Annotated in this window: 12 protein-coding genes; 8 read left to right on the top strand and 4 right to left on the bottom strand. The window is 63.3% G+C overall.

Annotation, left to right across the window (positions count from 1 at the left end):
- Window positions 1-99: 99 nt before the first annotated feature.
- Together AC5RT4_RS08625 and AC5RT4_RS08620 are read left to right on the top strand one after the other, a co-directional pair.
- Window positions 100-957: a hypothetical protein gene (locus AC5RT4_RS08625; protein WP_494105466.1), complete on the top strand. Its 858-nt coding sequence runs from the start codon at window positions 100-102 to the stop codon at window positions 955-957.
- Window positions 958-966: 9 nt separating this feature from the next.
- Window positions 967-2,046, top strand: coding sequence for a 4-hydroxy-3-methylbut-2-enyl diphosphate reductase (locus AC5RT4_RS08620; RefSeq protein ID WP_494041879.1), 1,080 nt, complete (start codon window positions 967-969; stop codon window positions 2,044-2,046).
- A 92-nt stretch (window positions 2,047-2,138) separates the two neighbouring features.
- On the opposite strand, the gene AC5RT4_RS08615 is transcribed toward AC5RT4_RS08620, so the two are convergent.
- Window positions 2,139-3,368 (bottom strand): DNA recombination protein RmuC, encoded by a 1,230-nt coding sequence (locus AC5RT4_RS08615; RefSeq protein ID WP_494105465.1) that lies wholly within the window; start codon window positions 3,366-3,368, stop codon window positions 2,139-2,141.
- 98 nt (window positions 3,369-3,466) lie between these two features.
- On the opposite strand from AC5RT4_RS08615, the gene ychF reads away from it, so the two are divergent.
- Window positions 3,467-4,552: a redox-regulated ATPase YchF gene (gene ychF, locus AC5RT4_RS08610; RefSeq protein WP_494041877.1), complete on the top strand. Its 1,086-nt coding sequence runs from the start codon at window positions 3,467-3,469 to the stop codon at window positions 4,550-4,552.
- 459 nt (window positions 4,553-5,011) lie between these two features.
- Here ychF and AC5RT4_RS08605 read toward each other — a convergent pair whose 3' ends face one another.
- Both AC5RT4_RS08605 and AC5RT4_RS08600 read right to left on the bottom strand, forming a co-directional pair.
- Complete coding sequence (locus tag AC5RT4_RS08605) at window positions 5,012-6,163, bottom strand: N(5)-(carboxyethyl)ornithine synthase (RefSeq protein WP_494105464.1); 1,152 nt, start codon at window positions 6,161-6,163, stop codon at window positions 5,012-5,014.
- 5 nt (window positions 6,164-6,168) lie between these two features.
- Window positions 6,169-6,318, bottom strand: coding sequence for a hypothetical protein (locus AC5RT4_RS08600; RefSeq protein WP_494105463.1), 150 nt, complete (start codon window positions 6,316-6,318; stop codon window positions 6,169-6,171).
- Between the two features lie 876 nt (window positions 6,319-7,194).
- Here AC5RT4_RS08600 and AC5RT4_RS08595 point away from each other — a divergent pair.
- A complete protein-coding gene (locus AC5RT4_RS08595; protein ID WP_494105462.1) occupies window positions 7,195-7,674 on the top strand; it encodes a hypothetical protein in 480 nt (159 codons plus the stop codon).
- 151 nt (window positions 7,675-7,825) lie between these two features.
- Here AC5RT4_RS08595 and AC5RT4_RS08590 read toward each other — a convergent pair whose 3' ends face one another.
- On the bottom strand, window positions 7,826-8,422 hold the full coding sequence (locus AC5RT4_RS08590) for a CGNR zinc finger domain-containing protein (protein WP_494105461.1): 597 nt from the start codon (window positions 8,420-8,422) through the stop codon (window positions 7,826-7,828).
- Window positions 8,423-8,502: 80 nt separating this feature from the next.
- Here AC5RT4_RS08590 and AC5RT4_RS08585 point away from each other — a divergent pair, with 80 nt between their 5' ends.
- The 4 genes from AC5RT4_RS08585 (at window position 8,503) to AC5RT4_RS08570 (ending at window position 14,007) form a co-directional block, all read left to right on the top strand.
- Window positions 8,503-9,597 (top strand): LLM class flavin-dependent oxidoreductase, encoded by a 1,095-nt coding sequence (locus tag AC5RT4_RS08585; protein WP_494105460.1) that lies wholly within the window; start codon window positions 8,503-8,505, stop codon window positions 9,595-9,597.
- A 50-nt stretch (window positions 9,598-9,647) separates the two neighbouring features.
- Window positions 9,648-10,277 (top strand): cysteine hydrolase family protein, encoded by a 630-nt coding sequence (locus AC5RT4_RS08580; protein ID WP_494105459.1) that lies wholly within the window; start codon window positions 9,648-9,650, stop codon window positions 10,275-10,277.
- A 287-nt stretch (window positions 10,278-10,564) separates the two neighbouring features.
- Window positions 10,565-12,181: a cryptochrome/photolyase family protein gene (locus AC5RT4_RS08575; protein WP_494105458.1), complete on the top strand. Its 1,617-nt coding sequence runs from the start codon at window positions 10,565-10,567 to the stop codon at window positions 12,179-12,181.
- 62 nt (window positions 12,182-12,243) lie between these two features.
- Entirely contained in the window at window positions 12,244-14,007 is a 1,764-nt protein-coding gene (locus tag AC5RT4_RS08570; protein ID WP_494041863.1) for an ABC transporter family substrate-binding protein, read from the top strand.
- Window positions 14,008-14,148 lie beyond the last annotated feature (141 nt).

The following is a 14,148-nucleotide window of genomic DNA, read 5'->3' as shown; positions in this document are numbered from 1 at the left end:
TTCAACCTTATCTATAAGCAGTAGCACGCGGGGCTGACAGTGGCCGGCAGGAATGCCCGCCTAGGATGGGTTGACCGCCATCGACCTGAAGGATCTGCTGTGCGCACTTTTGTTTCCGCTGCTGCCACCGTGCTGGCCGTCGTGCTCGCTGCCGTGGCAGTTCCGGCCATCTGGCTGGACCGCAGCATCGTCCAGGAGCAGGGCTTCGTGGAACTGGCCGCGCCGCTGGGAAGGAATGCTGAGTTCCAGCAAGGACTGGCAGCGGCTGCAATCGGAACAATCGACACCAGCTCAGTCCCGAATTTCCTCTCAGACTTGGTCCGGCCGGTACTGGAGAACGCCGCGGCGTCCCTGACCACCCTCCCCGGCTATCCCGCTGCCTGGGAAGAAACACTGCGGAAAAGCCACCGGCTCAGTTTCGCAGGCACTGTGGCTGGCAACAGCACGGAAGCGTCGGCTGCCTCCTCGTCCTTGACCCTCGACGTCGCTCCTCTGGTGGCGCTGGGTGCCGGGGAAATCTCCCGTGCAACCAGGCTTCCCCTGGAAACGCCCGGGCAGACGCTGATCAACGTGGGCCAGCCCGAGCAGAAAGCGTGGATCGAGCGCCTGAGCACGTACGCCCCCGCGGGCTACCTGCTTGCAGGGGGATCGGCGGTAGCGCTGCTCCTGGCCCTTGTTGCCGCCCGGCGCCGCTGGACAGTGCTTGTAGGTGCGGGAGCAGGTGCTTTGCTGCTGGCGGTTCTGTGGGGAGTGGGCACGCAGGTGGGATCCGCTGCGGCGCTGGCCACCGACAGCGGGAACGAGGTGGCCAACATGTTCAGGAACGAGTTCGTCGCCGCTTCGTCGGGCCACTTCCAGTCGTGGATCTGGGCGGCCGCCCTTACCGGCGGCGCATTGCTGCTGGTGGGGACTGTGGCCGGCCTCATACCGCGAAAACCGGCCCTTGCAACCCGGTAGAATTAAGCAATGACCCCCTCAGCTGTTTCTCTTTCGATGCCCACAATTCCCCGTAGGCGCCGCTCTCCTGAGGAAGTAGCTGCTGCAGCCCCGGTAACCGGGACCAAAAAGGTGCTGCTTGCCGCCCCTCGCGGGTACTGTGCCGGAGTTGACCGTGCTGTCATCGCCGTCGAAAAGGCGCTGGAGCACTACGGCCCGCCGGTGTACGTTCGCAAGCAGATCGTGCACAACGTCCACGTGGTCAGCTCCCTGGAGGAAAAGGGTGCCATCTTCGTTGATGAAACGGACGAGGTGCCCGAAGGTGCTTTGGTGATTTTCTCTGCCCACGGGGTATCGCCGGCTGTGGTCCAGTCCGCGGAGGACCGGGGCCTGCGGACCATTGACGCCACCTGTCCTCTGGTGACCAAGGTCCACAAGGAAGCCGTGCGGTTCGCCAAGGACGACTTCGACATCCTGCTGATCGGCCACGATGGCCACGAGGAAGTTGAGGGTACAGCGGGAGAAGCTCCCGAACACATCCAGATCATCAATGGCCCCCACGAAGTGGACAAGGTGACGGTGCGGGATCCGGAAAAGGTCATCTGGCTTTCCCAAACCACCCTCAGCGTTGACGAGACCATGGAAACGGTGCGTTTGTTGAAGGATCGGTTCCCCACCCTCCAGGACCCGCCCAGCGACGACATCTGCTACGCCACCACCAACCGCCAGGTGGCCATCAAGAAGATTTCCCCGCAGGCCGACCTTGTCATCGTGGTTGGTTCGGCCAACTCCTCAAACTCCGTGAGGCTGGTGGAGGTGGCCCTCGAGTACGGGGCGAAGGCGTCGTACCGTGTGGACTTTGCCAACGAAGTGGACGAAGCCTGGTTTGAAGGCGTCGCAACTGTTGGCGTAACGTCCGGGGCCTCCGTGCCCGAGGTGCTGGTGCAGGACGTCCTGCGCCTGCTGGCCGATTACGGTTACGGCACGGTGGAGGAAGTAGTCACGGCCGAAGAGGACCTCCTTTTCTCCCTGCCCAAGGAGCTGCGGGCAACCCTGAAGCAGGCCGGCGATGTCAGCCGTGCCCTTGGCGGACGCCGCCCGCGCAGCTGACGACAACTGGAAAGTGCCTGGCAGCTGGAAGCTGCCAGGCACTTTTGTTTCTTTGCTCCTTTTCCGGGAAGGATCTATTCGGGCGAGCCCCTTCAGGCAGCCTCGTCCTCGCTTTGGAGCTCGGGGGCGGCCAAAGCGCGCGGTGTGACCTCCACAACCGGAGGAGTAACCAGGCCGGATTCCTCCAGCGTATTCAGCTTCCGGGCAGTGGGGAGGACACGCGCTTCCAGGGTGCCCACCATGGAGTTGTAGCGGTCCACGGACGTCTTCAGGGAGGACCCCAACTTGGTGACGTTTTCGCCCAGGGTTCCCATCCGGTCGTACAACTGCCTTGCGAGGTCGAACAGTTCCCGCGCGCTGTCCGTCAGGACGTCCTGGCGCCAAGTGAACGCAACGGATTTCAGTACAGCCAGCAGCGTGCTGGGGGACGCCAGAACCACGTTCCGGGACAGTGCATGGTCGAGGAGCTCGGCGTCGGCCATGAGTGCTGCGGCCAGGATCGACTCGGCCGGGATGAAGCAGATCACCAGCTCGGGGGAGTTGCCGGGGATATCCCAGTACTTCTTGTTGCTGAGTGAGTCCACATGCGCCCGCAAGGCTTTGGCGTGGGCAGCCAGGAGCGCCTGCTGGGAGCGGTGGTCTGTGGCAGGGACTGGTCCGGCCTGCACTGTCCGCGATTCCATGGACGCGCCAAGCTCCTGGGCTTCGAGGTAGGCCGACAAAGGGACCTTGGCATCCACCACCAGTTGCTTTTCGCCGGGCAACTGGACCACCAGGTCAGGGCGGACCGCCGACTCGCCGCCGGAGCTGTGGACCTGCTCGACGAAGTCAACGTGCCGCAGCATTCCTGAGGCCTCCACCACGCGCCGCAACTGGACTTCCCCCCACTGGCCGCGCGCACTGTTGGACCGCAGGGCAGACTCCAGGGCGTGCGTGGACCGGATCAGCTGTTCATCCGAGAGCCGCGCCTCCTGCAGCTGCTGGGCGAGCTGGCCGTACTGTTCCAGCCGGTCACGCTCCAGGAGCGCCACCTGCTGCTGCACAGCCGTCAGTTTCTCGGCCACGGGCGCCAGCGCGCGAATCACGCTGCCGTCCTGGGACCGTGATTCGCCCAGCTCCCGGTTCTGTGCAGCCAACAGCCGGCGTTCGGCGTCAGCCGCGGCGAACTGCGCGTTCACCTCGGAAAGCCGGGACGAGACGGCGTCGAAGTCCTCTTCCAGGGCGCGGCTGTTTTTCCGCAGCACAAAGTAGGCCGCTGAGGCGCCCGCGAGGGCCCCCAGTAACAGCATGAACAGAGCCAGTATCAGCGCGAAAGCATCCATCTGCCCACTGTCGCATGGGGCTGTGACATTTTCCCGAAGCGACATCTCGGCCGGGCCCCGGACGGCCTTAACGCCTGCTGCGGGTAGAATCAATGCTCGTGGCTCTTACTATTGGCATCGTCGGACTGCCCAACGTCGGCAAATCAACTCTCTTTAACGCACTGACCCGCAACCAGGTGCTGGCAGCGAACTACCCGTTCGCTACCATTGAGCCCAACGTTGGAGTTGTCAGCCTGCCGGATCCCCGGCTCAAGCAGCTTGGCGAGCTCTTCAACTCCCAGCGCCTGCTGCCCGCCGCGGTTTCCTTCGTGGACATCGCCGGCATCGTCAAGGGCGCCAGCGAAGGCGAAGGCCTCGGAAACCAGTTCCTGGCCAACATCCGGGAGGCGGAAGCGATCGCGCAGGTGGTGCGCGTCTTCGACGATCCCGACGTGATCCATGTCGACGGCAAGGTTGATCCCCGCTCGGACATGGAGACCATCAACACCGAGCTGATCCTCGCGGACCTGCAAACCATTGAAAAAGCCATCCCGCGCATTGAAAAAGAAGTGAAGATCAAAAAGCGCGAGGCTGCGGAGCTGAACGCGATTCTCGCCGCCCAAAAGGTGCTTGAGCGCGGCGACACCATTTTCTCCTCCATCAAGAGCGACAAGCTGGAGATGAACCACCTCAAGGAGCTCAGCCTCCTGACCGCCAAGCCCTTCATCTATGTCTTCAACGCGGATGAGGGGATTCTCGGCAGCCCGGAAAAACAGGAGGAACTGCGTGCCCTGGTGGCTCCGGCCGACTGCATCTTCCTTGACGCCAAGCTTGAGGCCGACCTCGTGGAACTTGACGAGGAGGAAGCCCGGGAAATGCTGGAAATGAACGGCCAGGACGAATCCGGGCTGGACCAGCTGGCCCGGGTCGGTTTCCACACCCTGGGCCTGCAGACCTACCTCACCGCCGGTCCCAAGGAAGCACGCGCCTGGACCATCCACCGTGGCGATACGGCTCCACAGGCCGCCGGTGTGATCCATACCGACTTCCAGCGAGGCTTCATCAAGGCCGAGGTGGTCTCCTTCGACGACCTTATGGAAGCCGGATCAATGGCCGAGGCCAAGTCCCGGGGCAAGGTCAGGATCGAAGGCAAGGAATATGTCATGGCCGACGGCGACGTGGTGGAGTTCCGCTTCAACGTCTGATTGGGCCCCTTTTCCCTCGTAGTGAAAAGGATTAGGCGCTGTCAGTCCGCAACGAGGCCACATGAGTGCCAAGAGCCTCGCTCATCATGGCTCCGGCTGCGGACCGGTGCGGTCCTCATCGTGGGCCACAGGTGGGAAAAGCTCGGGGCGGCTGGCCCTCGATCCACGAACTCCATGGTCGGCGCGGAAGCGTCATCGCTCGCCGCGTAGGGATGGAGTGTGACAGCCGTGGATATCTACCGTCCCCGGCTACGGTTAGCGGACTGGCAGCCATGCCGCTACCGCGCCTATGCGACGGGCAGCCGTGCCTGTGTTCGTGCTTGGACAGGGCGGTGTCATGTCTCCGCTGTGGCCAGTGGGTCAAGTGGCGTCGGCGGCGCAGCATGTGTGGGGAGCATCAGTGACGGCATTCAGTCGAACCGGTGATGCTGCATCCTTAGCGCCGGCCGGATGTTGTCTTTAGGTGTGCAGTGGGGCATGGGGGTAGTCCAGTTCCCTTTGCTGGAACTGAAGCACGTCCTCGTTCAAGATCACGCCGTCGCGGATCTCGATCGCACGGCGGATGGTTTCGTTTCCCGTCCATGCAGTAGGGCCGGTGATCACGGTTTCCAGGAAGGGCAGCAGGGCTTCGCTGATCTCCCAGCTGGAGGACTTCCAAAGGTAGGAGGGGCTGTGGTCCACAGCGTAGTAATCGATGTGGTCACCTACCGTAAAAATAGGCTCGGCGAAATCGGTCGTTCTCGCCCAGCTGAAGCCCATACCCTCATCGCAGGAAACATCCACGATCAGGCTGCCGGGCCGGAAAGCGACCAGGTCCTCGGTCCGCAGGTAGGTCAAAGGTGCGTTGGGATTTTGCAGGGTGCAGTTGACCACGATGTCACTTTCGGCCAGGAACGGCGCCAGCGGGACCCGTCCGCGCTCAGTGATGACCTCGCTGAGAAACGGTGCTTTGGGGTCGTGATCGAACTGGACAATCCGCACCGAATGGATGGGCGAACCCACGGCGGCCACCCCACGGTTGGTCAGGACCTGGACGTCATGGATGCCATGGGCGTTGAGTGCGGTGACGGCTCCTCGAGCGGTCGCGCCAAAACCGATGACGACGGCGCTGAGCCTCCGGCCGTAGTCTACGGTGGACCCCGTCAGGGCAAGGGAGTGCAGCACCGAGCAGTAGCCGGCCAGTTCGTTGTTCTTGTGGAACACGTGGAGCCCGAACCCGCCGTCGCTCGCCCAGTGGTTCATCGCCTCGAAAGCGATCAGCGTGAGTTTCTTGTCGATTGCCAGCTGGGTGATAGCCCGGTCCTGGACGCAGTGTGGCCAACCCCATAGGACCTGCCCGTCACGAAGGTCGGCGAGGTCTGCGGGCTGCGGTTTGGGCAGGAGTACGATGTCGGCTTCGGCCAGCAGTTGCGCTCGTGGGGCGATGCGCCCCACGAGTGGTGCCAGATGGGAGTCCGAAACGCCGAAGCGCTCACCGTAGCCTTCCTCAAAAATCAGGTGCTGCCGTATCTCGGGGGCGATGCGCTGAAGATGCAGGGGGTGTATCGGCAGGCGCCGCTCGTCAGGTTTTCGGGTGCTGGAAAGCACTCCGAGGGTGAGGTGATCAGTCATACCTGTCACTTACTCTTAGGGCTTGCCGACTTGGCGGCGGTGGCCTTCTCCCCGGCCGGGGAGGGCGGTGACGCGGCCTTCTTGTCGGCGCGTTTTTCCTTGATGGTCTTGGCGGATTTCTTGGATGCTGTTTGGCGCGGGGATTTGTCAGCCATGATTGCTCCTGTAGCGGAACCGAAAGGTTCCTGACTTCGAACGATACAGGTACCGGCCTAAACCGCCTTCGCAGCCGTCGCGCAAATCCTTTGAGGCAACGGTCTTGGCAGACTTAGGTGGTGATCATTCGCGCGACCTGCCGCAAAAACCAGCACAGTTCGAATGAAGCGGCCGCAACTGGACAATCCTGACCACCCGCCGTCATTGGCCAGTCCTATCGATCCATCAAGTCGTCCGCTACGCGGTGAAGGTCCTGGGCCCACCCGGTTGAACGGTTGGGGGCTCCTGAACCAGCTTCAAAATTCGCAAGAGCTTCCGCTATGCGCTCCAGTGCTTGGGAGATATTGGCCTTCACCGCCAAGTAGCCTTCCTCCGAGCGGGGGTCAGAAGAAGCCGAAGACAGGAGCTCCGCTCCGGACCTGATGACCAGTGAGGCCTCGTACTCGTTCACACTCACACCTCGCGGCTTCCTCGCATCTGACGTGCAGCAGAGCACAACCATACATCCCAGGTACCCCGCCCGGGCCGGCGCAGAATGAACCAGCGGCGGCTAGCTTCCAAGGGGGACCCTGTACTGGATCTGGCGTGGGCGGACAGAAAAGCCATCAGGGCCGCTGGCTGCATAACGGATGACAGAGTTTCGATCGACCGAAATGATCGGCGCTTGAGTTCACAAATCCAGGAATTATGTATCCCGAGTATTCGGTGCCTCACTGCCCAGCATGCGCGTCTTACCAGTCATCAGCTAATCCGGGCGTCAGAGCAGGATGAGCAGGCTAGGGGAAACTGACCCTGGTAATACCGGTGCAAAGCAGTTCAACGGGTCTAGTGTGGGCTGGGTCGGCAATCGCCGCGATTACCCTCAGGGAGGGTGCATGAACCTCAAACAGTCCAGCTCCGAGCAATTTCTCAAGTACTTGAAAAGCGTTGGCGGTTCAGAAGCTGATCTCAACGCTGCCGCCTACACGGTCAGCGATGACGACACCGTAGAGAGCGTAGTTTCACGCCTGCGGATGAAACAGCAGGAGCATGGGGGCAATGCCAAGGACCCCTCGATACTCCATGCCTCGGCGCAGGTGATGATTAGCCGGCGGGATGAACGTGACCCAGTCCACCACGAGGGGGCTTCCCAGGCAGGGGAATACCAGCTGGACATCCATCACACCGCGGGAAGCACCATTCGGGAAAGCATCCCGGCGAGGGACATGGAAGCCGCCAAGGTCTGGGCACAAAAACAAATCGAAGCCCAGGGCGCAGAGTTCGGAGCCATCTACTTTCCGACGGGTGGGGGCGACTCACCAGGGACGGGAGCCCTAGTAGCCAGCTTCGACCGATCGGTGGGCTGGTACCGCTAGCCGAAGTTGCGCTTCCGGGTGTCGACCCGGGCGGGCACGGGGCTCGCAGGCACTGAAGTCAGGGAAAGGCTGGTGTCCGCAATAGCGGTCGCCGAGTTTGCCCGGCGGCGGAACGGGTCAGCTGCCCCACTCCCGACCGAGCACTAAGGATTCAGGCGGTGTCTAAGGCGCGTTTGCGTGTGTAGGAGCGTGCGGCGCGGACCCGGTCTCCGCAGCGGGTTGAGCACCATTGCCGCCGGGCGTGGGTGCGGAGGAAGAAACGCCCGCACGAGTCTGCTTCGCAGGATGCGAGCTGGGATGCCCGCTCGCCGGCCAGCAGCGAGGCAGCGTCTTCGGCTATGACGGCCATGACATGCTCCACCACCTGTGTCACGGGATGGTCGGCGCCACGGGTGAACCCGGCCTCCGGGTCGAACCGTAGCAGCAGGGCGCCGGGGGAGCGGTTCAGCGCACGATTAACAGCATGCACGGCGGTCTCCGGGGGAACGTCTCCGCTGACGTGGGCGGTGAAGAGGGCACGCAGATCTGCGCGCAGCCCCACAAGCCTGCCCTGACAGTAGCCCTCCAGGACCGACTTCGGGGCGATGAGGTCGCGTTCCCTCAGCCAGGTTGACGCCGCTTCGGGGGTGTTCAGTTCGTCGTAGCGTCTGCCGCCGGGCAGTTCATGTGAGCTGTTGACCAGGGCGAGGGAGGCGTGCTCCTCGGTCCCCGGCGCGGCTCCAGACTGTGTCTCGACCATAGTTCTCATGGTATCAGTTTCGTTTAAGCGTGAGATGCCTGCTAGTCTCCAATCACGGTAAAACCCATCTTTTTCCATGAGGAGCTGTCATGCACTTCGACCAACCAGCCGGCGCGCCCCCGTTCGCGCTGTCCGTGCTTTCCGCGGGCGGCACCGGAGTGGGGATGACTGCCGAGGCCGGCCTGGAGGCCACGAGATCGCTGGCGCGGACGGCGGACCAGAACGGGTACCACCGGTTTTGGATGTCGGAGCATCATGCGATGGGCGCAACTTCGGTGTCCTCACCGGCGCTGATGGCAGCACGCCTCATCGCCGACACCACGCGCATCCGGCTCGGCGCGGGAGGAGTCATGCTGCCAAACCATGCCCCACTGCTGATCGCCGAGCAGTTCGGGATGCTGGATGCCCTGGCTTCGGGCCGGATCGACCTCGGGCTGGGACGCGCCCCAGGCACTGATGCGGCCACCGCTGCGGCATTGCGCCGGGGTGCGGATGCCAACGATGGATTCCCGCAGCAGGTGCTTGAGCTGCTCGGGTTCCTAAATGACGATTTCCCAGCCGGACACCCCTATCGGCGGGTCCACGCCGTGCCCGGCCCCTGGCAGGCGCTGGAGAACCGGGTGCCGCCTGCTTCCACCGTCCCGGAAGTGTGGCTGCTCGGCTCCTCCCCGTACTCGGCACTGCTTGCCGCGCAACTTGGTCGGCCGTATGCCTTCGCGTTGCAATTCGGCGATGCCGACATCGATACGGCACTCCGCCTCTACCGCGAGAACTTTCAGCCCTCCGCAGTGCTCGCCGAGCCCCACACCCTGGTCAGCGTGCCCGTTGCAATCAGTGATGACGCGGCGGAGGCGCAGCGGCAGGCGGCAACGTCGGCGATGGCGATGCTGCGCATGTTTAAAGGGGAGGGCTACCTGCTTCTGCCACCGGACGAGGTCGCGGCCTACCCGGCCACGGCCCAGGAGCGGCAGGTCATCGACGCATACACCTGCCGCACTTTTCACGGAACCACGGCTACTGTCGCGGGCCGTCTCGAGGCCCTGCATGAGCGCACCGGCGTAGACGAGGTGATGCTCGTCGTCGGCGGCCACTCGGCAAGCCTCGACGAGCGCGGCATCACCCTGCTCGCCGATCACTACGCACTGCCCGCCGTGGAGGCTCCGCTTTCGGCAGCCGCGCATTAGCACCCCAGCCAACGTTCCACGCCTTCGCATCCCCCATAAAGGAGAAACCCATGACCGCACCACGCCGCGCCCTGATCGTTATCGACGCCCAGCAGGAATACTTCGACGGACTGCTCCCGATCCAATACCCGGCCCGCGAGGAATCCATTGACCGCACCCAGTTGGCGATCGAGGCCGCCCACCGGGCCGGAGTGCCGGTTGTGCTCGTCCAGCACGAACTCCCGACTGAAGCTCCGGTGTTCGCCACCGGATCTGCCACTTGGCAGAACCACCCTTGTGTTGCGGCCCACGAGGACGCAGCGGCCAAGCGCATCAGCAAGCAGTTCTCCAGCATTTTCGCGGACACCGGCCTCGATGCCTGGTTGCGCGGACAGGGTATCGACACGATCACGCTTGCCGGCTACATGACCAACAACTGCGTGATTGCCTCCGCCGCGGCCGCGGAGCCCCTCGGCTTCGCCGTCGAGGTCCTATCCGATGCGACCGGTGCAATTGACCTCGCCAACGCCGCCGGCACAGCACCGGCACGCCAGGTCCACGAGACCCTCATGGCGCTGCTGCATTCGAACTGGGCCGCCGTCACCGACACCGAGACCTGGTCCGAAGCCCTGACCGCCGGCGCGCCAGTGATCAAGAGTGACCTCGTCACCTCCGCCGCACAAGGCCGCACCGCCGGGTAGAAACAAAACCCGAGCGATCGACCCTGCAGCACCAGCCCGAGGTTCGAGGTGGTGCTCCTCAATTGTTGAAGGCGTTACGGCGTCAGGGCGGATCTTGATCAGATCTTGAGGAGCAGAAGAGACCCTGAGGGCTACCCGTTAAGCAATGCGGTGCTTGGCCTGTTTGGACCTCTGTAGCAGAACGGATGCCATCCATGTCGGTGTTGCGGCTAAAGCGCTCAACTGGACGATGCACTCCCGGCAGTAGACCTTGCCGGATACGGGGGAACCGCCCCTATTGTTAGGGAATGAGTCCCGGCCCGCATGTGCGTCTGGTTCTGCCGCATCAGTTGTTCTCCCAGCAGCTCGACGTGCCAAACGGCACCATGTTTGTGCTCATCGAACACGACCTGCTTTTTCGCCAGTATTCGTTCCACTCCCACAAACTGGTCCTGCACCGCGCGTCAATGAGCCGGTTTGCGCGCCGCCTTAGCGGGATAGGCCACGAGGTGGTTGTCCTCCACAGCGAGGCCGGCCGCAGTTCCCGCCACAAGCTTGCAGAACTCGTGCGCCACCGCCGCCCCGGACAGGTGACCTGGTTCGACGTTGTGGATGACTGGCTTGAGCAGGACCTGTTTGCCGGCCTGGCCGACGGCGGTTACCGGATGCGCGAAGAAGACGTACTGGAGACACCAAACTTCCTGACCGGCCGCGCACAGATTGATGGCTGGTTTGCCCACAATGCGTCCCGGATGCACGACTTTTACGTGTGGCAGCGCCGCAGGCTCGACGTTCTTATTGACGGAGGGGAACCGGCAGGCGGGAAATGGTCCTTCGACGCCGATAACCGCAAGAAGCTTCCCCGCGGGTACAGGCCCCGAACGGTGGGCCGTTTCGCGCGCCATCCCGTCCTGCGGCAGGAGGGAACCCTCGACCTTGAAGGGCTCACCGAACAGCCCGCCGATGCCGGAGACGAGGTGGACGACGTCGCGCGGGCGGTGGCATGGGTGGCGGCGGAATTCCCCGAGGCTCCCGGTGACCCCCACATCTTCGCCTGGCCCACCAGCGAAGACGAGGCACGCCGGCACTTGCAGGAGTTCGTCCGTGAACGCCTTCAGGACTTCGGTCCCTATGAGGATGCCATCTCCACTGAGCATCCCTTCATCTCCCACGGACTGCTCACACCGGCCCTGAACATCGGACTGCTGGACCCCCGGGAGGTACTGCAGGAGGTGCTTGAGGGTGCAGCGCCGGGCATTCCGCTTTCCTCTCTTGAGGGTTTCGTGCGCCAAATCATCGGTTGGCGGGAATACATGCGTGCCACGTACCGGACCCGCGGCCGGCACATGCGAACCGCAAACCGGTTGAACCACAGGAACGAACTGGGGGACGGCTGGTGGGATGCGAGCACAGGGCTTGCGCCGGTGGATATGGTGATTTCGCGTGTCCTGGCCACCGGGTATGCCCACCACATCGAGCGCTTGATGGTCCTGGGCAACGCAATGACCCTGCTGAGGATCCATCCCGACGACGTCTACGAATGGTTCATGGAACTCTTCATCGACGCCTACGACTGGGTGATGGTCCCCAACGTGTATGCAATGAGCCAGTTTGCCGCCGGGGAGGTGATCACCACGAAACCCTATATTTCCGGCAGCAACTACCTGCGGAAGATGTCGGACCTGCCGGCAGGGGAATGGAGCAACGACTGGGACGGGCTGTACTGGACTTTTGTGGATGACCACCGGGAGGTCTTCGAAGCGAATTCACGCTCGCGGATGGTGGTTTCCCTGCTCGACAGGATGGACCCGGACAAGCGGCGGGAACACCGGCGCCGCGCTGAGGCGCTGCTCGGCGTGGGGCAGGAGACAACACGGCTGGTGCGGGCGGCGCCGGAGATCCCGCCGTCGGACGCCTTATCCTGAGTACAGGGCGTGATCCTGCCAATGTCGGGAGCCCCTCCCGCAAAGGACAACAAGGAGGCGGCATGCCGGTCAGGCGTCTGATGCAAGTCATCACTACAGCGGCAGCGGCCGCCGTGGTGCTTTCGGGCTGCTCCGGCGGGGGAGGCGCCACCCCCGTGGTGGCGGGGGAAGCCAAGCGCGGCGGCAGCGCCACCGTTGCCGAGGTCAACGCGTTCTCGTCCTTCAATCCGTACAGCACCGACGGCAACACGGACATTAACTCGAAAATCGGGCACATCACCCACTCGGGGTTCTACTACCTCGACGATTCCTCCACCGTGGTGCGCAACGACAAGTTCGGCCGCTTCGAAAAGGTTTCCGACGATCCGCTCAAGGTCAGATACACCGTCAACGAGGGCGTCACCTGGTCCGACGGCGAAGCCATCGACGCCGGCGACCTCCTGCTGAGCTGGGCTGCCGGATCAGGTTATTTCGATGACGCCGATCCGGTGGCCGGAACCGGAACCAAGTATTTCTCCACGGCCGCCGACACCAGCGGGCTGGCGGGAACTGTGCTTCCCGAGATCGGTGCGGACGGGCGCTCCATAACCCTGGAGTACACGGTGCCGTATGCCGACTGGGAAGTGGCCTTCGACGTCGGCCTTCCTGCGCACGTGGTGGCCGCCAAGACCGGCCTTGTCGATGAGGAAGACCTCGTCGACCTGATTAGGAACTCACCCCGGGGAGACGCCGAAGAGCCTGCAGTCAATACGACGCTGAAGCAGGTCAGCGACTTTTGGAACTCCGGATTCGATACCAAGAGTCTTCCGGACGATCCTTCGATCTACCTCTCCAGCGGGCCGTACATCGTCCGGGACATTGTCCCCGAAGTCTCCATGAGGCTGGTCCGCAACCGGGACTACGTATGGGGCCAGGAACCGTGGCTCGATGAAATCAACATCCGCTTCACCGGCGCGTTGCCGGCGGCCGTCGATGCCCTGCGGAACGGCCAGGCCGACATCATTTCGCCGCAGCCCTCTGCCGGTACCGATGATCTGTTCGAGGGATTGGCCGGCCAGGGCAACACGGTGGAGCGGTACAACCAGTCCGGCTATGACCACCTGGACCTGAACTTTTCCGGGCCTTTTGCCCGGGACGATGTCAGGGAGGCCTTCCTTAAGACGGTGCCGCGCCAGGCAATCGTTGATGCCGTTGTGGGGGATCTTATTCCGGACGCCAAGCCGCTTGACTCCCATGTGTTCCTTCCGGGGCAGCCAAAATACGAAGATACTGCCAGGAACAACGGGTCCGCCGACTACGCCGAGGTGGACATCAACGCCGCAAAGGCGCTCCTGGATGGCGAAACGCCCACCATCCGGATCCTCTACAACCGCGATAACCCCAACCGCGCAGAAGCCTTCGCCCTGATCAGGGACTCGGCAGCACTGGCAGGCTTCACTGTGGTGGACGCCGGGCAAGAAAGCGCGGACTGGGCCAGGGCCCTGGGCGGCGACGGGTATGACGCCGCGCTGCTCGGTTGGATCGGCACGGGAGTGGGCGTCAGCCGTGTCCCGCAGATCTTCCGCACCGGGGCCGGCAGCAACTTCAACGGATTCTCCGACGTCGACGCCGACAGGGCCATGGCAGAACTCGCCGGAACAACCGACCTGGCCAAACAGGACGAACTCCTGGCTGACATTGATCGGCAGGTCTGGGAAAACGCCTACGGCCTGCCGCTGTACCAGACCGTTGGCACCACAGCTTTCAGCGCCCGGATCGCAGGCGTAAAACCAAGCTCCGGCCCCTTGGGCGTCTGGTGGAACGTATGGGACTGGCGGCTGGTCTAGGAGCCTGCAAAGCCTCCATCTCCTGGACGTGGCGCGATTCACACTTTCGATTCGCCGTTCTTCCTACCGGCGAGTAGCATGTGACTTGCACAACTTCCGTTGACCGACTAAGCGTTCAGTTTTACCCGGTCACGGTTTGGC

The organism is Arthrobacter sp. sptzw42 (assembly GCF_059089685.1).
This window is presented reverse-complemented; position numbering and strand designations above follow the sequence as displayed.